The sequence below is a fragment of the Zoogloea sp. genome (genome assembly GCF_028689785.1).
Taxonomy (GTDB): Bacteria; Pseudomonadota; Gammaproteobacteria; order Burkholderiales; family Rhodocyclaceae; genus Zoogloea.
This window is the reverse complement of sequence record NZ_JAQVCN010000007.1, coordinates 98621-120622: the sequence shown is the minus strand read 5'-3', so window position 1 is coordinate 120622 and position 22002 is coordinate 98621. Positions and strand designations below refer to the sequence as shown.

Genomic DNA, 22002 nt, shown 5'->3' with positions numbered 1-22002 from the left:
GTGGCTTCGTGGTCGCCCCCGGTGAAGTCGTGCTGCTGGAAAACTGCCGCTGCAACAAGGGCGAGAAGAAGGACAACGAAGAGCTCGCCAGGAAGATGGCCGCCTTGTGCGACATCTACGTGAATGGCGCCTTCGGCACCGCCCATCGGGCCGAGGCCACCACCCACGGCATCGCCAAGTACGCTCCGGTCGCCTGTGCCGGCATGCTGATGGGTGCCGAGATCGACGCACTGAGCAAAGCCCTGCACGCCCCCAAGCGCCCCCTGGTGGCCATCGTCGGCGGCTCCAAGGTGTCGTCCAAGCTGACCATTCTGAAGTCCCTGGCCGACAAGGTGGACCAGCTGATCGTCGGCGGCGGCATCGCCAACACCTTCCTGCTGGCCTCGGGCAAGCGCATCGGCGACTCCCTGGCCGAGCCTGACCTGGTCAAGGAGGCCCACGTGATCATGGACATCATGAAAGAGCGCGGCGCCGAGGTGCCCCTGCCTGTCGACGTGGTAGTGGCCGACGAAGTCTCCGCCCTGGCCCGCGCCAACAAGATCTCCGTCGATGACGTGGCCACCCACGACCGTATCCTCGACGTTGGCCCGAAAACCGCAGCCAAGCTTTCCGAGATCATCGCCAACGCCGGCACCATCGTCTGGAACGGCCCGGTCGGCGTGTTCGAGCTACCCCAGTTTGCCGGCGGCACCAAGATGATGGCCTCCGCCATCGCCCACTCCGAAGCCTTCTCCATCGCCGGCGGCGGCGACACCCTGGCGGCCATCGCCAAGTTCCACATCGCCGACGACGTGGGCTACATCTCCACCGGTGGCGGCGCCTTCCTGGAGTTCCTCGAAGGCAAGACCCTGCCGGCCATCGCAGCCCTGGAAGAGCGCTTCAAGGACTGACCCATCCGGCATTTTCGGTCCTTCAAAAGGCGGCCTCCGGGCCGCCTTTCCCATTCCGGAAAAAAAATCTACAGCCACGCTGATCCGGCGCCGTTATCCTGATTCCAGGCATACAGCAGCGAGGCTTTTCCCCATGCCCCTACCGGTCAGCGCCCTCATCGGCTCGCCCCGACGGCTGGTCAGCGCCATCGTGCTGTTCCTGCTACTCGACCTGACCGTACTCGTGACCAACCTGTGGATCGGCGAACAGGTCGCCCAGGATGCCGTTGCCATCAACCTGGCAGGCCGCCAGCGCATGCTGTCCCAACAGATCACCAAGGCGCTGCTCCTCACCACCCGCCCTGGCGACGGAGAGGATGCCCGCAGCGCCCGTCAGGAAACCGATGATGCCTTCGGGCTCTTCGAGGAGACCCTCAAGGCCTTTGCCGAAGGGGGAAAAACCCGGGGCGGCGACGGCATCAGTACCCACCTGAAGGCGGTGGATGGAGAGGGGGCACATATAGTTGCCGAGGCCCGCCGCCTGATCACGCCCCTGTCGGAAGGCCTCACAGCCACCCGCACCGGCCCCGCCGCCGAACGGGCCCAGGCCGCCACTTACATGGTGCAGCACAATCCGCAGATATTGGCCTTGATGAACCGGCTCACCACGGTTCTGGAGCATGACTCAATCCGGCGCACCCGGGACCTGCGCCTGATCCAGAGCGGCGCCTTTGCCCTGGCCCTGGTGAACTTCCTGATCATCGTGATCGGGATGGCCCGCCGCTACCGCTTGATCGAGGAAGACAGCCAGCGCTGGCGGGCAATGGCACGCCACGATCCGCTGACCGGCATCGCCAACCGCAAGGCCTTCGAGGAAGCCGCCAGTGCCCAGTTGATGCGCGCCCAGGTGGACACCCAGCCCGGCGCAATGCTGCTGCTTGATCTGGATGGATTCAAAGGCATCAATGACCGATTCGGACATTCTGCCGGCGATGCCATCCTGCGTGCCGTCGCTACCCGCCTTGAGGCTGCGGCCCGGGCCACAGACGTGGTGGCCCGGCTGGGGGGAGACGAATTTGCCATCCTGTGCCCAATGCTCCGGGGTAAAGACGACGTGGGCCAACTGTGCGAGCGGCTCGTGGACAGCGTGCGGGGCATCTCCCGCGAGGACATCCCCGGCTGCCCTTGGGGGTGAGCATCGGTGTGGCGCTGTATCCCGACGACGGCTACAACCCGACACACCTGCAACTACTGGCTGACCGGGCCATGTATGCCGCCAAACGTGCTGGCGGAAACCGCTGGCACATCGCCTGAGCGGCCCGGTGGCCGAAACTCAGATCTGCTGCTCCCGGCGGATCTTCCATTCACCGCCTTCACGCACCCACTCCAGCCGCTTACGCCCCACGTCGCTGTAGTTTCCCGACTGGTAGCGCTGCTCGAAGATCGCCGACACGGCGTCGCCCTCGGCCTTGATCGCCAAGCCATTGACCTGCACCTTGATCTCGCCCTTCTTGTCGAGCTTGCTGCGGCGATCTGCCTCCCAGGCGCCCCGGGCGCGCTTGTCGGAAGGGGAAAAGGTGCTGGCATAGAAAGCCAGGTAACGGCCGGCATCCTTGGACTCCCAGGCCATCCGCCACGCCTCCAGACGACCGGCCACCAGCCGAGCTGCGTCCTCAGCACTGGCGGCGGGCTTGGCCGCAGGGGCCACGGCGACAGGCACTGAGGACACTGCCGCTTTGGCGGCCGGCGCCGCCACTGCGGCAACAGCCGGCGCCGACGCCACGACGGGCGCGGGGGCTGGCTTAGCCGGAGCTGCCGCAGTGGCCGCCACCGCACCCGCCACGCCCACACGACTCAGATGCTGACGAAACTCGGCATTGCCCGGCTCCAGCGCCACGGCACGCTCGAAAGCCTGGCGGGCCCCCGCCGTATCACCCCGAGCCTGCAGGACCAGACCGAGCGTGTCAAAGAAGGTACTGCGGCCAGGCTCCTTGTCGGCGGCACGCTTGGCCAGGCCCAAGGCTTCATCCAGGCTGGTCTTCTGCTTGGCAAGGAGAACTGCCAGATTGTTGGCGATCCGGATGTTGTCCGGATCGATCCGCAGGGCTTCCCGGTAGGCCTTCTCGGCCTCCGCCGGACGCTTCAGGTGCTCCAGGGTCTGGGCCATAAGAGCATGGGGAAGAGAGCTTCCGGGAGCCAGGGCAATCGCCCGCTGATAGGCGTCCAGCGCCTGCTCGCTGCGGCCCAGCGCGTGCAAGGCATCGCCCCGGGCAACCACGGCAGCGGCATAGTCCTTGCGCTGGGCCAGGGCCCTGTCGAGCAACTCAAGGGCTTTGCCGGCCTGTCTCTGCTTCAGGTACGCCAGCGCCCTGGCATGCAGCACGCGGGAGTTGTTAGGCTCCCGACGCAAGGCATCGTCGAGCACCCGCCCCGCTTCCTCGGTGCGCCCATCCATGGACAGAGCCATGCCAAGCTGCAGCTGGGCCTCCACCATCTCCGGCTTGAGCCGTACCACTTCACGCAGCAGGCTGACCGCCTGGCCGGGCTTTTTGAGAGACTCGGCATACAAGGTGGCGAGGTCGAGCTTGAGCTGGGCGTCATCCGGACGACTGGCGATGGCAGCCCGGTAGCTCTCCTCGGCCGCCGCCGGCAGCCCCTGCTCCACCAGCAGCCGGGCCTGGGCCTGAAGAACCGCCGGTTGCCCCGGGGCCATCGCCACGGCGCTGGACATCCAGTCCCGGGCGAGCTTTGCCTTACCCTGGGCGTGGCTCACGGCGGCCATGCCGAGCATGGCCTCCACCGAAGAGGCGTTCTGCCGGTAAGCCTCACTGAAGGCCTTCTCGGCCTGGTCGAAATTCCGTGCCCGCAGGGCAGCTCGGCCCCGCCCCAAAGAGTCGCCGTCGGCGCGGGCGGCCCCTTCCAGCGTAGCGGCGGGGCTGCCGAGCATCAGGTCGGCGCAGGCAACGGTAGACAAGAGGGCAAGGCCCGACCCCAGGATCAGGGCCGGGTAGAAACGGGTTCGATGCATGAAGACCTCGGACGGTGAAGCGGGGCGACGCGGGCGGGAGAGCACTGACAAGCCTCTTCTGCACCACGACATGCGGTCATGGAACAAGGGGGGCTGGCTGGGTATTTTACAGGCATATGCTGATCCGCCACCGCACTGCCCCTCCCCGCTGGGGGGCCGGAAACAGAGAAAGGGGGCAAGCCCCCTTTCTCTGCTTTTCGCGGCATGCATTGCCAGTCGGGCACCCCGAAGGGTGCCCGATGACGATCAGGCCTTGCGACGACGAACGGCGGCGATGCCGGCCAGACCCAGCGCGCCCAGCAGGGCGGTGGCGGGCTCGGGCACGGTGCCGGTTGCCGGGGTGGCCTGGATCAGATCCTGGCTGGAGCCGTTGAGCCAGCTGGTCAGCTTGTAGTTGCCGGTGGCGGGCGCACCAGCGGCAATGTTGCCCAGGAAGGTGTCGGCGACGAGCAGGGCCAGATCTTCTTCAAAGCTGCCGGTATCACCAATCCAGTTCTGGTAGTTGCCAGTGGTCAGGTTGCCGTCGTCCAGGGTTTCCCACAGGGCGATCTGGAAGCCGGCCAGAGCGGAGGCGTCGTTGAAGTCGAGGGTGGCGTAGCTCTGGTTGAACAGGGCCTGGGTGTTGGCATTCACCGCATTTCCGGCGGAAAACTCAAGACCCGGAGGGGTCAGGGCGCCAACGCCAACGCCTTGCAGCAGTTCAAAGCAGAAGGCCAGGAAGCTGGTGCCGGAGGTGAGGTTGTTGACGTTGAACACGCCAGCGACCACGTCGTCCTGCACGCCGCCAACATTGACGGTGAAGGCCAGGGAGTTGATATCCTGCTCAAGCACCAGGGAGTCAGCCTGGGCAGAGGCGCTGGCGAAAAGACCGACGGCAGCCAGGGCCATGGCGGTTTTCTTGAAGAAGCTGTGATTCATTGATTTTTCTCCTACGTTTAAAAAGTGACTGCGTGTCCGGATAGCACCCTGGCGCACCCACCGGGAGCCCCCGGCGGGTGTGTTGAGGTTTAGGCGGCTATCAGGGCAAGTTGCTGCTCGTCGTACAGGTTGGCCAGCTGGCTCAGCGCGGTCACGGCACCGTCGCTGACGCAATTGGTCACCGTGGCGGTGGTGGCGGTCACTTCGACCGTGAGCACCGTGGAGCCCAGAGCGGCGTCAAGACTGGTGTCGTCGCCCAGCAAGGCGGACAGGCTGGGCAGCTTGACCCCGGCGGCTTCGGCATCGGCGACGGAGACGTTGAAATACACGTCGGTCATGTCGATGCTGCTACCGTCGGCCAGGGTTGCGCTGGAGCGCTCAAGGTGCAGGTTGCCCTGCTCATCAATGGCGGGCAGCTCGGTGAAAGCCACCTTCAGGCTGGCCACACCGGCTTCGGCGAGGCTACGCAGCTCACCTTCATCGGTCTGGTGGTTGCCATTGAGATCCTGCCACACGCGCAGATCGCCGAATGCGGCATCCTTGGCATCCACGTAACCATCGCCGTTGCTGTCGTAGTTTTCGAGCTTGGCGAAGCCGTCACCCTTGCTGTAGCCCCCGAACAGCTCGGCCACACTGGAGATCTTGCCGTCGTGGTTGATGTCGATGGCCAGGAAGGCGTCGCCGGCAGAGATCCAGCCGCTGTTGATGCCCTTGCCGGTACCCAGCAGGTCGAAGGTGCCACCCGAGTTCTCACGGGCAATGGTCTGGATGCCGTTGCCGTCCAGATCAAGCACGATCGGGGTGATACCGGCGTCCCAGGTCATGTCGGCTTCACCGGACACCAGGGTGGTGTAGTTGGTGTAGGCCACATCGGAGGTGCTGTAGGCGTCGGCGTCCTTGCTGTCGTCGGTGCCCACATCCTTGGCAGCCCAATACCACTTGGACATGTCCACACCCAGGTAGGTGGTGGCGGATTTGTCGAAGACGATGCGGTAGGTGCCCGGATCCAGGTTGGTGAACTTGTAGTTGCCGTTCACATCCGTGTAGGTGGTGGCAATGGTGGTGCCGGAAGCGTTCTGCAGCAGAACCTTGACGTTGCAGATACCAGGCTCGGTGCTGTCCTGGATGTCGTTGTGGTTCTTGTCTTCCCACACCTTGTCGCCAATGCTGGCCTTGCGATACAGGCCGGCATCCAGCTTCAGCTGCGACTCACCTGCAGCCAGGGAGATGGTGCCGGTGTAGCCCGACGAATTGACCGCGCTGTCGGTACCGTTCCAGCCCGCCTGATCCTGCTTGGTGTAGTAGTAGCCGGTCGGGGCCACCACCTGCACCTTGTAGTTGCCGGCGTTGAGGTTGCTGAACAGGTAGTTGCCGCTCGCATCGGTCGTGGTGGTGGCCACCACGGAACCGGAGGAATTGAGCAGCTTGACGGTCACGCCCTTGATGCCGGCTTCACCCGCATCCTGGATACCGTTGTAGTTCATGTCCTCCCACACCCGGTCACCGATGGAGCCGGTGGTGGTCTTGTAGTAGATACCCGCATCGAGGGACACGTTGTTCTCGCCTGCCGCGAGGGTGACCACACCCGATTTGCCGGTAGTGGTATCCACGTCGGAATCGACGGTGTCGTTGGTGCCCTGGTCCTTCGGTGAGAAGACGTAGCCGGTGGGGGCCACGACCTGCACGGAGTAATCACCCGGGTTCAGGTTGCTGAACTTGTAGTTGCCGTTGGTATCGGTGGTGGTGGTGGCCACCACGATACCGCTGGCGTCGAGGAGCTTCACGGTCACGCCGCTGGCGCCCACTTCACCGGCATCCTGGATACCGTCCTTGTCGGCGTCGCACCACACCTTGTCGCCCAGCGAAGCGCGGGCCTTGTAGAAGCCGGCATCAACGGTGAGGTCGTTGCTGCCGCCGGTCAGGGTGTAGAGACCGGAGATACCGTTGGCGTCGATGTCGCTGTCGGTGGCATCGGTTGCCACCGTGGCATCCTTGGTGGTGATGACGTAGCCGGCCGGGGTGACGACCTGCACCTTGTAGCTGCCGGCGGGCAGCCCGCTGAACAAGTAGTTGCCGTTGGCGTCGGTGGTGGTGGTGGTGAGCACGGTGCCGGCGCTGTTGAGCAGCTTGACGGTTACCCCGGCGATGCCGGCTTCGCCCGCGTCCTGACGGCCGTTGGCGTTGGTGTCTTCCCAAACCTTGTCACCGATGCTGACGTCGGTGGCGCAGAAGGCCGACGGGGTATTCACGACCAGATTCTGGATCTTGAAGTAGTCGTTGGTTTGGCCCGGAGCCGCAGCCACGATGAGCACATTGCCCACGAAACCGTTGGCGTTCAGGTCGGCCCAGCGGGCAGACGTGAGGGTGGTGGAATTGACCTCGGTGAAACCCATGCTGGCCAGCACTGCATCAGACAGGGTGATGTGGCTGTCGAAGGCCCCATTCACCGTGCCGATCCACACCTTGGCGTCGCTGTCGCCAACCACGTAGCCCAGGTAGGCCTTGTCGACCACCACAGCCTGGTTGAACTCGAACAGCACGTAGTTATCACGGGTACCGTTGTTGTCGACGGTGTGGGTGCTGCCGTAGCCATAACCTTCCGAGCTATCGGTCACGCCCAGGCCACCGCCATAAGCACCGAGATAAGCCTTGGCCCATGCGCCGCTGCTCTTGTCACGGCTGAAAGCGCTGGCATTGACGGTGATACCGTTGTTGCTGAAGCACAGGATGTTGCCATCCTTGCCATCGGTAGCCATGTTGCCGTTGAAATCGAAGGTGGCGGTCACAACCTTCGCCGTCAGGCCGGCGTCCCAGGTCATGTCGTTTTCACCCGACTCAAGCACGGTCACCGCGGTCTTGCCAGTGCTCTGGTCAGCGTCGGAATCCACGGCATCGTTGGTGCCCTGATCCTTCTGGGTGATGGCGTAGCCGGTGGGTGCAACCACCTGCACCGAATAGCTGCCCGGCACCAGGTCCTTGAAGACGTAGTTGCCGTTGGCGTCGGTCATGGTGGTGGCCACCACGGCACCCGACGCATTCAGCAGCTTCACGGTCACCCCCACAACGCCCGCTTCGTTGGCGTCCTGGATACCGTTGTTGTTGCAGTCAGCCCACACCTTGTCGCCGATAGAGGCCTTCTGGTACAGGCCTGCATCCCACGACAGGTCCGTTTCGCCGGTCGCCAAGGTAGTCACAACCGTCTTGCCGGTAGTCGGGTCGAAGTCGCTGTCGATGGCGTCGTTGGTGCCCTGATCCTTGGCGCTCAGGAAGTAGCCGGTGGGGGCCACGATCTGGGCCGAGTAGTCACCCGGGGTCAGGTTGTCGAACAGGTAGTTGCCGTTGGCATCGGTGGTGGTGGTGGCCACCACGGCGCCGGTGCTGTTCAGCAGCTTCACGGTGACGCCGGCGATACCGCCTTCACCCGCGTCCTGGATACCGTTGGCGTTCTTGTCCAGCCACACCTTGTCGCCGTAGGAGGCGCTGGATTGGGTCAGGCCGGCATCCACGCTGGTGTTGGTCTCACCGGACACCAGCGTGATGACGCCGGACTTGCCGGTGCCATCCACATCGCTGTCGGTGGTGTCGTTACCACCCAGATCCTTACCGGTGAAGCTGGTGCCAGTCGGAGCGACGACCTGCACCGAATAGTTGCCCGGCACCAGATCCTTGAACAGGTAGTTGCCATTGGCATCCGTCGTGGCGATGGAGACGACGTTGCCGTTGCTGTCGAGCAGCTTCACGGTGACACCGGAAACACCGGCTTCGCCTGCGTCCTGAACACCGTTCTTGTTCGTGTCCATCCACACCTTGTCGCCCAGGGAAGCCTTCTGGTACAGGCCGGCATCCCAGGTCAGGTCGGTTTCACCGGCGCTGAGGGTGGTGTTGACGGTCTTGCCAGTGGTCGGATCGATGTCGCTGTCGATGGTATCGTTTCCGCCCTGGTCTTTCGGGCTGACAAAGTAGCCGGTCGGCGCAGCGATCTGCACTGCGTAGTCGCCCGGGGCCAGGTTGGTGAACTGGTAGTTGCCGTTGGCATCGGTGGTGGAGGTACCCACCACAGTGCCGGCGCTGTCGAGCAGCTTGACGGTGACACCCGCGATACCCGCTTCGCCGGCGTCCTGCACGCCGTTGGCGTTCGCATCCAGCCACACCTTGTCGCCGATGGTGGCGGTGCGCTCATCGACGAAGTCGTTGCCGGTGCTGGAGGCACCCGGAGTCAGGGTCACGCTGATGCTGTTGGGGTTGCCACCATCGACGTCATTGACGTCCAGGTAACCCGGCTTGTTGGTTTCGACGACGGTGTAGTTGCCAGCCGGCACGTTGTTGAACGTGTAGTTGCCGTTGGCATCGGTGGTGGTGGTCTGCACCACGGTGCCGGTGCTGTCCTTGAGCTGAATCGCCACGCCAGCGATGGGGGTGTCGCCGGTGTCGTTGTTGTCCAGGTCTTCACGCACGGTACCGGAGATGGAGCCGGGGTTGGCGACGATGCCGGCATCCCAGGTCTTGTCCGATTCGCCCGATTCCAGAACGGTCTGGATGGTCTTGCCGGTGTTGGTGTCAGCGTCGCTGTCCACACCGTCAGCGCCCGCGTCCTTCGAGGTGAACACGTAGCCGGTGGGCAGCGTGGCCTTGTCGAACTGCACGCTATAGGTGCCCGGCTTCAGGCTGGTGAAGAGGTAGTTGCCGTTGGCGTCGGTGGTCTGGGTGGTGACCACGTTGCCCGCTGCATCCAGCAGCGACACCTTCACGCCCTGCACGCCGGCTTCGCCTGCGTCCTGCACGCCGTTCTTGTTGGTGTCGTACCAAACCTTGTCGCCCAGCTCGGCCAGCTTGTACAGGCCCGCATCCACGTTCGGGTTGTTCTCGCCGGACTGCAGGGTCACCGGAGCACTGCTGCCCGCGGCGTTGATGTCGCTGTCGCGGGCTTCATTGCCGCCCAGATCCTGGCCGGTGATCTCGTAGCCCGCCGGCTTCACCACGGCTACCGTGTAGGTGCCCGGGGTGACGCTGAAGCTGTAGTTGCCGTTGGCGTCGGTGGTGGTGGTGCTCACCACGTTGCCGCTGGTGTCCTTGAGCTCGACGGTGACGTTGGCGATTCCGGCTTCGCCGGCGTCCTGAACGCCGTTGGCGTTCTTGTCTTCCCACACGAGGTCGCCCAGGGTGGCCGGACGCTCATCGACGAACACGTTGCCGGTGCTTGAGGAGCCCGGGGTCACGGTCACGGCGATGGTGTTGGGGTTGCCACCGTCACTGTCGCCCACGTCGGTGTAGCCCGGCTTGTTGGTTTCGACAACGGTGTAGTTGCCCGGGGGCACGTTGTTGAAGGTGTAGTTGCCGTTGGCGTCGGTGGTGGTGGTCTGCACCACGTTGCCAGCCGGGTCCTTCAGCTCGACGGTCACGCCCGGGATCGGGGTATCGCCCACGTCGTCGTTGTTCAGGTCTTCCAGCACGGTGCCGGAAACCACGCCCGGCAGGCGCTCATCGACGAAGTCATTGCCGGTGCTGTTGCCACCTGCAGGCAGGGTCACGGAGATCACGTTGGGATCGCCGCCATCCACGTCACCCACGTCCGAGAAGCCCGGCTTGTTGGTTTCGACGACGGTGTAGTTGCCGGCCGGCACGTTGTTGAACGTGTAGTTGCCGTTGGCATCGGTGGTGGTGGTCTGCACCACGGTGCCGGTGCTGTCCTTGAGCTGAATCGTCACGCCAGCGATGGGGGTATCGCCGGTGTCGTTGTTATCCAGGTCTTCACGCACGGTACCGGAGATGGAGCCGGGGTTGGCGACGATGCCGGCATCCCAGGTCTTGTCCGATTCGCCCGATTCCAGAACGGTCTGGATGGTCTTGCCGGTGTTGGTGTCAGCGTCGCTGTCCACACCGTCAGCGCCCGCGTCCTTCGAGGTGAACACGTAGCCGGTGGGCAGCGTGGCCTTGTCGAACTGCACGCTATAGGTGCCCGGCTTCAGGCTGGTGAAGAGGTAGTTGCCGTTGGCGTCGGTGGTCTGGGTGGTGACCACGTTGCCCGCTGCATCCAGCAGCGACACCTTCACGCCCTGCACGCCGGCTTCGCCTGCGTCCTGCACGCCGTTCTTGTTGGTGTCGTACCAAACCTTGTCGCCCAGCTCGGCCAGCTTGTACAGGCCCGCATCCACGTTCGGGTTGTTCTCGCCGGACTGCAGGGTCACCGGAGCACTGCTGCCCGCGGCGTTGATGTCGCTGTCGCGGGCTTCATTGCCGCCCAGATCCTGGCCGGTGATCTCGTAGCCCGCCGGCTTCACCACGGCTACCGTGTAGGTGCCCGGGGTGACGCTGAAGCTGTAGTTGCCGTTGGCGTCGGTGGTGGTGGTGCTCACCACGTTGCCGCTGGTGTCCTTGAGCTCGACGGTGACGTTGGCGATTCCGGCTTCGCCGGCGTCCTGAACGCCGTTGGCGTTCTTGTCTTCCCACACGAGGTCGCCCAGGGTGGCCGGACGCTCATCGACGAACACGTTGCCGGTGCTTGAGGAGCCCGGGGTCACGGTCACGGCGATGGTGTTGGGGTTGCCACCGTCACTGTCGCCCACGTCGGTGTAGCCCGGCTTGTTGGTTTCGACAACGGTGTAGTTGCCCGGGGGCACGTTGTTGAAGGTGTAGTTGCCGTTGGCGTCGGTGGTGGTGGTCTGCACCACGTTGCCAGCCGGGTCCTTCAGCTCGACGGTCACGCCCGGGATCGGGGTATCGCCCACGTCGTCGTTGTTCAGGTCTTCCAGCACGGTGCCGGAAACCACGCCCGGCAGGCGCTCATCGACGAAGTCATTGCCGGTGCTGTTGCCACCTGCAGGCAGGGTCACGGAGATCACGTTGGGATCGCCGCCATCCACGTCACCCACGTCCGAGAAGCCCGGCTTGTTGGTTTCGACGACGGTGTAGTTGCCAGCCGGCACGTTGTTGAACGTGTAGTTGCCGTTGGCATCGGTGGTGGTGGTCTGCACCACGGTGCCGGTGCTGTCCTTGAGCTGAATCGTCACGCCAGCGATGGGGGCATCACCGGTGTTGTCGTTGTCCTGATCTTCGGAGACGGAGCCGGAAATGGAACCGGGTTTGGCAACAATGCCGGCATCCCAGGTCTTGTCCGACTCGCCCGACTCCAGAACGGTCTGGATGGTGGTGCCGTCCAGCGGGTTGGCATCGGAGTCATCCGTGTCGGCGCCTGCATCACGGGTGGTAAAGCGGTAGCCGGCGGGCAGCGTGGCCGGGTCGAAGGCGATGCTGTAAACGCCGGGCTTGAGGCCGGAGAACAAGTACTCCCCATTGGCGTCGGTGGTGATCGGGCCTTCAACGGCGTTCCCGTTGGCGTCGAGCAGGCGGACCTGGACACCCGGGACGCCGGCTTCGCCCACGTCCTGCAGGCCGTTGCCGTTTGCATCGATCCAGACGCGGTTGCCGATCTCGGCAGTGCGATACAGGCCAGCGTCGACGGTGTTGTCGATGTCGCCCGCAGCAACGGTAACAAGGTGGCTGATGCCGGTGCCGTCGATGTCGCTATCGACGCCGTCATTGGCGCCCACGTCCCGTTCGGTGGCGGCATAGCCGTTGGGGGCCACGACGGTGACGAAGTAGCTGCCCGGGTTAACCGTGAAGCTGTACTTGCCGGCACTGTCGGTGGTGGTGGTCTGCACCAGGTTGCCCTGGGGATCACGCAACTGGACGGTCACGCCGCCGATGCCGATTTCGCCGGCGTCCTGCAGGCCATTGGCGTTGGCGTCTTCCCATACGGTGTCACCGATGACCGCCTTGGCCGGCTGAGGCACATTGAAGGTGAAGGTGTTCGGGGTCAGGTCCAGGTCGTTGCCTCCACAACCGTCGGTACCGCCGGTGTCGCGCACTTGAAAGGTGAAGCCAATGGCGCCGCCAGCATCGCTGGGGGCCAGGTAGGTCAGGCTGCCGGCGGCTACGTCAGCGGCCAGGACTTCCTGACCCGCGGTGACGGCAACACCATTGAGCAGCAGGGTGCCGGCGCTCGGCAGGGTGGTGATGAGCACAGACTTGAAGGCATCGCCTTCGACCGCATCGGTAAAGCCAAAGTCGTCCAGCCCCAGCACATACACGTCGCCGCTGGCGACATTGGCGGAGTCGTCGGTGCCGGAGGGGGCGTCATTCACCGGGGTGACATCGATGGTGATGTCGAGAATGAAACTGTTGCCAGTGCTGTCGGTGCCGAGAACGCGAACCTTCAGCTCACCATTGAAGTTCGGGAGCAGGGACGCATCGACCGTGAAGGTGTCCTTGTCCACCGCCGTGAAGTAGCCGGAGGTGGTTTCGACGTACTTGGTGCCGTCGTAAACGTAAAGCTTGATGCGAGCCGGATCAACGGCGGCGTAGTTGGGATCCGCTTGCTTGAGCAGATCGAACAGCTCGAAATTCTTGCTGGTGTCCTCGCAAAGGGAAACGCTGGTTGAGTACCGCGAAGTTGCCATGAACGACCTCCATCTTTTTGCGTGTTATGTCGCCCGCCCTACAAAAAGGGGAGACGAAGAAAGAAAAACGGAGATCCAACTGCAATTTGCGGGCCACCACGCCGACCACAACTGTCAAAAACGATAATTTCAAAGCCCCTCAACAACTTAATGGCATCTGCAGGGTTTTTGACGTGTGTAAAAAAGCACAAACCACTATCCGCTGTAAAAAAAACCGACACATCCGATTGAATAAAAGCATTGCGAAGCAGCAGACAGGACAATGAAAAATTCATTCAAACGGGTTTTTTATATAATTTTAGTCATTGTTTTATATGACTATTTAAAACAATACAAAACGCCTCACACTTCCCCCTAAAGGGTCTTGCCCCCTACTTCCCGGCTATCGAAAACCCCTCGAAAATCTCCGACAGGCAATAAGCCACACCTGCAAAAGGTGAATTGACACTTTTTTGCAAAATAAGAAAAACAAATGCACACGCGAAAAAATCGGACCTGTGAACAGAAAAAATACATCGTATTTGTTAAAAATGCTTAAATACCCACAGAGCTCTTCGTCGCCCGCACAGGAGAAATGTGACCAAGTACGCAAGCAGCATCGAGGAGGCAAAAACCCCGTGACTTTTTAACATTTGGCATTTGGGGTCCTGTGGCACCATCGGCGTCCTGATTCATGCGGACGCCGATTTCCGGTCTCTGCGCGGCACGACTAACCGAGCTTTCTGCCCATGCGCGAAACACCCTCATCCACCCCTGGCGAGGCGCCGGTCGACGGGATCATCGATCAGTTGATGTTCCTGGCACACTTCTTTGGCAAGCGTGCCGATCCCACCCAGTTGCTGGCGGACACCCCTGTGGTCAATGGCCACATCAGCGAGGCTCACATCCGTGAGTGCGCCCAGCGCGGCGGCCTGTCCCTCAGTCGCAGCACGAAGACGCCAGAGGCCTTCCGGCCTTCCGAGTTGCCCGCCCTGATCGTCGTCGAGGGCGGAGATCCGCTGGTGGTGCTGAGTCGCAAGGGAGACGATTTCGAATGTGTGCAGCCGGGCATCCGCGGCAGCGTATCCCTGAGCGCGGCTAGCATCACCGCCGACTACCCGGGCATCACCTACTTCGTGCGGCCACTGGTGTTCTTCGACACCCGCAGCCTGCTCTACCATCTGCCGCGCCCGCGACGCTGGTTCTGGGACACCCTGCGGGCCAACCGCAGCATCTACGGCTGGGCCCTGCTGGCCACCGTGCTGACCAACGTCTTTGCGGCGGTGATCCCCTTCTACACGATGTCGGTCTATGACCGCGTGGTGCCCAACAATGCCCTCGACAGCCTGTGGGTGCTGACCGGCGCCGTTGCGGTAGTGGTGCTTTTCGACCTCGTCATCAAGCTGCTGCGCAGCTATCTGCTTGAGGCGGCGGCACGCAAGGCGGACGTGGCCATGTCATCCCACGTGTTTGCCCATGCCCTGCGCCTGCGGGCGGCCAACCGGCCGGCTTCCGGCGGGGTGCTGGCCAACATCGTGCGGGACTTCGAGTCGGTTCGCGAGTTCGTCACCTCCTCGACACTCACCGCGTTGGGCGATGTGCCTTTCATGCTGTTCTTCCTGGTGCTGATCGGGCTGGTCGGTCACTGGCTGGTGATCATCCCGCTGCTGATGATTCCCCTGACCATCGCCTCCTCGCTGCTGATCCGGCGCCCCCTGATCCGGGTGCTCGGGGCCAACATGCAGGAGTCGGCCCAGCGCACCGCCCACCTGTTCGAGACCATGAACGGCGTGGACACCATCAAGGTTCTCGGTGCCGAGGCCTGGGCCCGCCGCCAGTGGGAAATGCTCACCGTCAAGATCTCCGAAAACTCGGTGAAGATGCGGGAATGGACCTCTTTCGGGACTTACATCTCGATGGTGGTGACCAACCTCACCACCATCCTGATCGTGATGTTCGGCGCCCTGCTGATCTCCGCCGGCGAGCTGACCATGGGTCAGCTGATTGCCGTCTCGATGCTGACCGCCCGGGCCATCACCCCGGCCACCCAGATCGCCGCCCTGATCGTGCGCTACGAGCAGACCCGCCAGGCGCTCGAAGCTCTCGACAAGATCATGGAGTCCCCCACCGACGAGACCGCCGACAGTCTGCACCTGCCCCGCATGCAGGGCCGCATCGACTTCCGCGACGTGCATTTTTCCTACCCGGACTGCCCGCCCGTGCTGAAGGGCCTCAACCTGAGCATCCGCCCGGGCGAACGCGTCGGCTTCATCGGCCGCATCGGCTCCGGCAAGAGCACTTTATTCAAGCTGCTCCTCAACCTCTACGGTCCCGACCAGGGCAACGTGATGGTGGACGGAATGTCGGTGAACCAACTCGAACCCCAAAGCCTGCGCCGGCAGGTGGGCTACGTCCCCCAGGACGTGGTGCTGTTCCACGGCGACATCCGCGAGAACATCCTGCTCGGCAACAACCAGGCTGGTGACGCCGAAATCCTCGAAGCCCTGCGCTTGTCCTGCCTCGACGAGACCCTCGCCCAGATGCCCCACGGCCTCGGCACCCAGGTCGGCGAGCGCGGTGATCGCCTCTCTGGTGGCCAGCGTCAGGCTGTCTCCATCGCCCGCGCCCTGGTCCAGCAGCCGCGCATGCTGCTCCTCGACGAACCGTCGAGCATGATGGACCCGGCCACCGAATCCCGACTCATTGAAAACCTGCGCAGCATCAAGGGCGTAACCCTGCTGCTGGTCACCCACCGCATGGCCATGCTGCCGCTGGTGGATCGGCTGGTCGTGCTCGACCAGGGCCGGGTGGTTCTCGACGGCCCCCGCGCCGAAGTCCTGCGCAAGCTGCAAGGCGGCCCTGCCCAGGCCGCACCGAAGGAATACGCCGCATGAAAACCAACGCGCCCACCGCCGCCCCGCGCATCGATAGCGAACCCATCAGCCATCACCCCGATTTCGACCGGGGGCCGCGCCGGGCCATCCTGATCCTGCTGGGGGTCACGGCCCTGTTCTTCGTGCTGTTGTTTGCATGGATGAGCCTGGCCCGACTCGACATCTCGGTGAATGCCGTCGGCTCCATCGTACCCTCCAGCCGCCTGCAGCAGATCCAGAGCATGGAAGGCGGCATTTTGCAGGCCCTCAACGCCCGCGAGGGTACGGTGGTGAAAAAGGGCGACGTCCTCGCTGTAGTCCAGAACCTGCAGTTCGCAGCCGACCTGGGCGAATCCCAGCAAAGCCTGTGGGGAGCCCGCGCCGCCCTGGTGCGCCTGGACGCCGAAGCCCGCAACATCACCCCGAGCTTCCCGCCGGATCTGGAGCAGAACGCCCCCGACCTGGTGCGCGAGCAACGCACGTTGTGGCAGAGCCGTCGCCAGGAGCGCGAGAACACCCTCGAGACCCTCTCCCGCCAGATCAGCCAGCGGCAGCAGGAACTGGCCGAGGCCAAAGCCCGCCACCAGGCCCTGCAGGAAGCCATCGGCCCGGCCCGGGAGGCCCTGGCCATCGAGGAAAAGCTGGCCGGCGCGGGCGCCGGAGCCCGCGCCGATCTGCTCAATGCACAGCAGCGCTACACCAGCCAGAAGGGCGAACTGGAGACCACCCGCATCGCCATCGGCCGCATCCAGGCCGCCGTAGCCGAAGCCCAGGCTCGCCTGTCCGAAACCCGCTCGCGCTTCCTCACCGAGACCAGCAAGGAGAAGAACGAGATCGAACTGCGCGCCGCCACCCTTGGCGAGCAGCTCACCGGGCGCAGCGACAAGGTGGCCCGTCGCGAGCTGCGTGCGCCGCTGGACGGGGTGGTGAACCGCCTCCTCATCCCCACCATCGGTGGCGTGGTGAAGGCCGGCGAGACCATCATGGAAGTGGTGCCGGCCGAGGAGCGCCTGCTGGTGGCGGCCCGGGTCAAGCCCTCGGACATCGCCTTCATCAAACCCGGCCAGGAAGCCAAGATCCGCATCAGCGCCTATGACTCCTCCATCTTCGGCACCCTCGCCGGCCAGGTGGTGCGGGTGGGTGCCGACGCGGTGGTGGATGCCGAGCGCAAGGACACCTTCTTCGAAGTCTTCCTGGAAACACAGAAGAACTTCCTCGGCGAGCGCTCAGAGCATCTCACCATCTCCCCGGGCATGGCCGCCGATGCCAGCATCCAGACCGGCAAGCGCACGATGATGGAATACATGCTAAAGCCCATCGTCAAGACCTTCGACAAATCCCTGCGCGAACGCTGATGACCTCGTTTCTCCCCGCTCCACGCCGCCTTGCCCTGCTGCTGGCCGCATGCGGCCTGCTTGGCGCACCGGCCTACGCCGCCCCCCTGCCCAGCGTAGTGGACAAGGTGCTGCTGCAACAGCCCAGTGTGCGCTCCGCCCAAGCCCTGCTGCGGGCCACCGAGGCCCAGATCACCCAGGTGCGCTCCGACTTCCTGCCCAGCCTCGGGCTAACCTACCGCAACTCCGACGCCCGGGACGAAACCCAGGGCCGCCCTGTGGACCGCAACGTGCGCCGCAGCGACGCCAGCCTGCGCTGGAACGTCTTCAACGGTGCCGCCGACACCAGCCGCCTGCGCTCCGCCGCCTTCAGTCGCGACGCCGCTGACGCCGACCTGGACAGCGTCCTCGAACAGGTTGCCTTCGAAATCACCGAAACCTACGCCGACGTCGTGCGGCTACGCCAGACCATGAGCAGCCTGCAGGCCACCATCACCCGCCAGGAGCGGGTTGAAGCCAGTGTGGCCCAGCGCGTCGATGCAGGCCGCATCTCCTCGGCCGAACTTGACCTGATGCACGTGCGCCTTATCCAGAGCCGCACCCTTCTCGGCCAGCTGCGGGCCCAGCTCGGCACCGCTGAGTACCGCTACCGCCTGCTCACCGGCGAAGCCCCCAGCGATCTGGTGCCCCCGGGCATCCACTCGAAGACGGTGGAAAGCGACATCGACGCGCTGGTAGAACGCATCCAGGAACGCAACCCACGCCTGCGGGCCGCCCTGCAGCGCAGCTCGGCCCGCAAGGCCGACATCGGGGTGGCAAGGGGCAGCTTCTTCCCCGCCGTCGACCTGTCTATCACCAAACGTCTGGACAACAGCACCAGTCCAGTCCCCGTCTCCGACACCGACCGGACTGCCCAGCTCCAGGTCAGCATCGACATCCCTCTTGGCGGCAAGAACCTCGGCCGTCACAGCGAAGCCGTCGAACGTCACCAGGCCGCCCAGGCCGATGCCGACGACCTGCTGCTGAAGGTCTCTCGGGAAATCACCGACCTCTACCGGCAATTTGCCGAAGCCCGTGAGATCGCCCCCCTCACCGAACGGCGGGTCGTGTCGGCCCAACGGGTGGCTGCGGCCTATGAGCTCCATTTCGAAGCGGGCCGGCGCAGCCTCAATGACCTGTCCATCGCCCAGGAGGATCTCTTCAACGCCCAGCGTGCCCTGATCGAGAATCGGGCCCAGCAGACCACCCTGCAGGCTCAACTCCTGAGTCTGGCCGGTGAACTGCGGGAAACCCTGCGCACCCGCTACCAGCCGGCCCCCATCCAACCCGAATTGCTGGGCACCACACCCTACAACCCGGCCCTGGCGGCCGCCCCGGTACCGGTGGTGGACGCCCTGCCCGCCCCGGAGATGGAACTGGCGCCCCCCACCACCAAGCCCACCGCTGCATCCGCAGCAGAGTCGGACAGCGTAGGCCCCGAGCAACGCCTCGAAGCCTGGGCCGCCGCCTGGGCTGCGCGTGATTTCGATGCCTACCGGGCCTTCTACCTGGCCGACTTCCAGCCCGGCAAGGGACGCAGCACCGCCGACTGGGAGAGCGAACGGCGCAGCCGCGTCAGCCAGGCCCAATCCCCCAGCATCCGCATCGACGGTCTGAAACTGCACCCGCGGGGCACCGACCGCCTGAGCACGCGCTTCACCCAGCATTACAGCGCCGGCAACTACCGGGACACCGTGCGCAAACAACTCGACTGGGTAAAGGTGAACGGCCAGTGGAAGATTGCCGCCGAAACCGTACTTGCCCCCCCCGCCCCCCGCCCTGCAAGCCCTGTCGCAGAGGCTCCCCAGTAGGCCGCGAGACACCCCACCCCGGAAAGGCCAGGCACCCGCCTGGCTTTTTCGTTCCGGGCGTCGCCGCATACATTGATGACACTGTCGACGGCCTTTACAACTCTCCATACCTGGGGTGGCGCCAGAGTTCACACCTGTGACACAAACTTCTGATTATTAGACACAAATCAGGATTTTTTGCATAAACAGAAAACTGGCGTCGATTTTGCTAAGTCTTTGGAAACGCAGCATTTTTATGGCCTCGCACCCAAAGGATCTGACCATGCGACTGCTCGCCACCGCCCTCATCGCCGCCCTGGCCTCCGCCCCCGCCCTCGCCGCCCCCGCCTACTGGACCGACTGGACCAGCACCAGCAACTTGGCCTCCACGGTCATTGGCGACCTGACCGTCGGCAGCACCACCGTCGGCGTCACCTACTCCGGCCCCTACCAGTTTGCCCAGACCTCCGGCGGCACCAACTACTGGGCCACCAACCCGCTCATCTACACCAGCCCGAGTGTCGATAGCGGGCCGACCAGCGCCGACATCATTGCCCTCAACGCAGGCGGCACGAAGACCATCACCTTCTCCCAGAGCGTACACAATCCCCTGATTGGCCTGGTCAGCTGGAACAGCAATACGGTGGATTTCGGTGTCCCGATCAATGTGCTCAGCTACGGGTGCGGCTACTGGGGATGCGGCACGCCGATTGTCAATCCGGCCGGCACCGGCTTCTTCGGTAACGGTGAAGTCCATGGCGTGATCGAACTGCTCGGCGATTTCACCTCAATCACGTTCACCGACACCAGCGAAGGCTGGCATGGCATCACCGTCGGCGTGCTTGGCGTCACCGATCCGGGCACCAATATCCCCGAGCCCGCCTCCCTGGCACTGCTGGGCGGCGCCCTCGGCGCCTTGGCGATGGCGCGCCGCAAACGCTGAACCTCACGCCTTCAACAGAAAATGCAGCCTGCGGGCTGCATTTTTTTGGTCCTTTGCACGGGAAACCAGCTGCCAGGCACCTCAGCGTAAAGCTGAGCTCATCCTGCTTTACTCGGTTTGAAGTGCTCCCCCCGTGAGCTTGACCGCCGTTCCCGCGGAGTCGAATCAATTCCATCCCAATAGGCTTTTTGGATAGGGGCGAGCTGTCCACTGCGCTATTCCGGCATGCTCGACGTGCATCTTTCCGCCTTGCGGTCTCCTCGGCTCTCCCGTCAAAAGATGCTAACGCACCAATTCGGACACTATGTGCACTAAAATGGTGCGCACATACACTCCGAACGAGAAATGCCTCATGAAATACACCTCTCTCGAATCCTTTCTGTCTTACGTGAATGGGCGCAACCCGGGCCAGCCCGAGTTTCTGCAGGCCGTCGGCGAAGTCATGTCCAGCCTGTGGCCCTTCATATCCAACAACCCGCGCTATGCCGAACACGCCCTGCTCGACCGCCTGGTGGAGCCCGAGCGAGTGATCATGTTCCGGGTGTCATGGATGGACGACAAGGGCGAGGTGCATGTGAATCGCGGCTACCGTATCCAGCACAATTCGGCCATCGGCCCCTACAAGGGCGGGCTGCGCTTTCACCCGTCGGTAGACCTGTCCATCCTCAAGTTCCTGGCCTTTGAGCAGACTTTCAAAAACGCTCTGACCACCCTGCCCATGGGCGGTGGCAAGGGTGGCTCGGATTTCGACCCCAAGGGCCGCAGCCCGGGCGAAGTGATGCGCTTCTGCCAGGCCTTCATGACCGAACTGTACCGCCACGTGGGCCCCGACACCGACGTGCCGGCCGGTGATATCGGTGTGGGTGGGCGAGAGGTGGGTTACATGGCCGGCATGATGAAGAAGCTGTCCAACCACGCGAGTTGCGTGTTCACCGGCAAGGGCCTGGCCTTCGGCGGCTCCCTGATTCGCCCTGAATCCACGGGCTATGGCACCGTCTATTTCGCCGACGCCATGCTGCGCCACGCCGGCCGCAGCTTTGAAGGCCTGCGTGTGGGGGTGTCCGGTTCCGGCAACGTGGCCCAGTACGCCATCGAGAAGCTGCTGCAGGTGGGCGCCAAGCCCATCACCTGCTCTGACTCCAGTGGCACCGTGATCGACGAGGAAGGCTTCACGGCGGAGAAACTGGCCATCCTGATGGATGTGAAGAACCACCACTACGGCCGTGTCTCCGACTACGCCCGTCAGGTTGGCGTCCGTTTCGAAGCCGGTGTGCGTCCCTGGCACGTCCCGATGGATGTGGCCCTGCCCTGTGCAACCCAGAACGAGCTGGACGCCACCGATGCAGCCACTCTGATCAGGAACGGTGTGGTCGCGGTGGCTGAAGGCGCCAACATGCCCACCACCGTGGATGCCATCAAACTCTTCGAACACAGCGGCGTACTCTACGCCCCCGGCAAGGCAAGCAACGCGGGGGGCGTATCCACCTCCGGCCTGGAGATGAGCCAGAACGCCATGCGCCTGTCGTGGACCCGGGACGAAGTGGACGCCCGCCTCAAGGAGATCATGACGGGCATCCATGCCGCCTGCCTGAAGCACGGCCAGCGCCCTGACGGTAGCGTCAGCTATGCCGACGGTGCCAACGTCGCCGGGTTCGTGAAAGTGGCCGAAGCCATGCTGGCCCAGGGGGTGATCTGAAGCAAGGGGCCGCCGGCAACGGGCTATGGTGCAGCAACGCCCCCCGCTGCCCGGCGGCACCGCCTAGAGCAAGGACA

General features: G+C 63.9%; 11 protein-coding genes. 8 read left to right on the top strand and 3 right to left on the bottom strand.

From position 1 onward, the window contains the following. The 3 genes from PHI64_RS05850 to PHI64_RS05840 all read left to right on the top strand — a co-directional run. A partial coding sequence (locus PHI64_RS05850; RefSeq protein WP_299880037.1) for a phosphoglycerate kinase occupies positions 1–890 on the top strand: 890 nt, incomplete at its 5' end. A 133-nt stretch (positions 891–1023) separates the two neighbouring features. Continuing rightward, positions 1024–2064 carry a diguanylate cyclase gene (locus PHI64_RS05845; protein WP_299880034.1) on the top strand — a complete coding sequence of 347 codons (1041 nt, stop codon included), beginning with the start codon at positions 1024–1026 and terminating at the stop codon, positions 2062–2064. 8 nt (positions 2065–2072) lie between these two features. Next, positions 2073–2183 carry a hypothetical protein gene (locus PHI64_RS05840; RefSeq protein ID WP_299880031.1) on the top strand — a complete coding sequence of 37 codons (111 nt, stop codon included), beginning with the start codon at positions 2073–2075 and terminating at the stop codon, positions 2181–2183. 19 nt (positions 2184–2202) lie between these two features. On the opposite strand, the gene PHI64_RS05835 is transcribed toward PHI64_RS05840, so the two are convergent. From PHI64_RS05835 to PHI64_RS05825, 3 genes are all read right to left on the bottom strand, one after another. Beyond that, positions 2203–3897, bottom strand: a complete 1695-nt coding sequence (locus PHI64_RS05835) for a tetratricopeptide repeat protein (protein WP_299880026.1) — start codon at positions 3895–3897, stop codon at positions 2203–2205. Positions 3898–4143: 246 nt separating this feature from the next. Beyond that, entirely contained in the window at positions 4144–4815 is a 672-nt protein-coding gene (locus PHI64_RS05830; protein ID WP_299880023.1) for a PEP-CTERM sorting domain-containing protein, read from the bottom strand. Between the two features lie 89 nt (positions 4816–4904). Beyond that, positions 4905–13271: an SdrD B-like domain-containing protein gene (locus tag PHI64_RS05825; protein ID WP_299880020.1), complete on the bottom strand. Its 8367-nt coding sequence runs from the start codon at positions 13269–13271 to the stop codon at positions 4905–4907. A 728-nt stretch (positions 13272–13999) separates the two neighbouring features. Between PHI64_RS05825 and PHI64_RS05820 the strand changes: the two genes are divergently transcribed. The 5 genes from PHI64_RS05820 to gdhA all read left to right on the top strand — a co-directional run bounded on the left by PHI64_RS05820 (position 14000) and on the right by gdhA (position 21925). Continuing rightward, a complete protein-coding gene (locus tag PHI64_RS05820; RefSeq protein WP_299880017.1) occupies positions 14000–16144 on the top strand; it encodes a type I secretion system permease/ATPase in 2145 nt (714 codons plus the stop codon). Continuing rightward, entirely contained in the window at positions 16141–17478 is a 1338-nt protein-coding gene (locus tag PHI64_RS05815) for an HlyD family type I secretion periplasmic adaptor subunit (protein ID WP_299880014.1), read from the top strand. The genes PHI64_RS05820 and PHI64_RS05815 overlap by 4 nt, the downstream gene beginning before the upstream one ends. Further along, positions 17478–19307, top strand: a complete 1830-nt coding sequence (locus PHI64_RS05810) for a TolC family protein (protein WP_299880011.1) — start codon at positions 17478–17480, stop codon at positions 19305–19307. Before PHI64_RS05815 ends, PHI64_RS05810 begins: the two co-directional genes overlap by 1 nt. A 262-nt stretch (positions 19308–19569) precedes the next feature. Next, positions 19570–20229, top strand: coding sequence for a PEP-CTERM sorting domain-containing protein (locus tag PHI64_RS05805; protein ID WP_299880008.1), 660 nt, complete (start codon positions 19570–19572; stop codon positions 20227–20229). A 352-nt stretch (positions 20230–20581) separates the two neighbouring features. After that, on the top strand, positions 20582–21925 hold the full coding sequence (gdhA, locus tag PHI64_RS05800) for an NADP-specific glutamate dehydrogenase (protein ID WP_299880005.1): 1344 nt from the start codon (positions 20582–20584) through the stop codon (positions 21923–21925). The last annotated feature ends 77 nt before the right edge of the window (positions 21926–22002 follow it).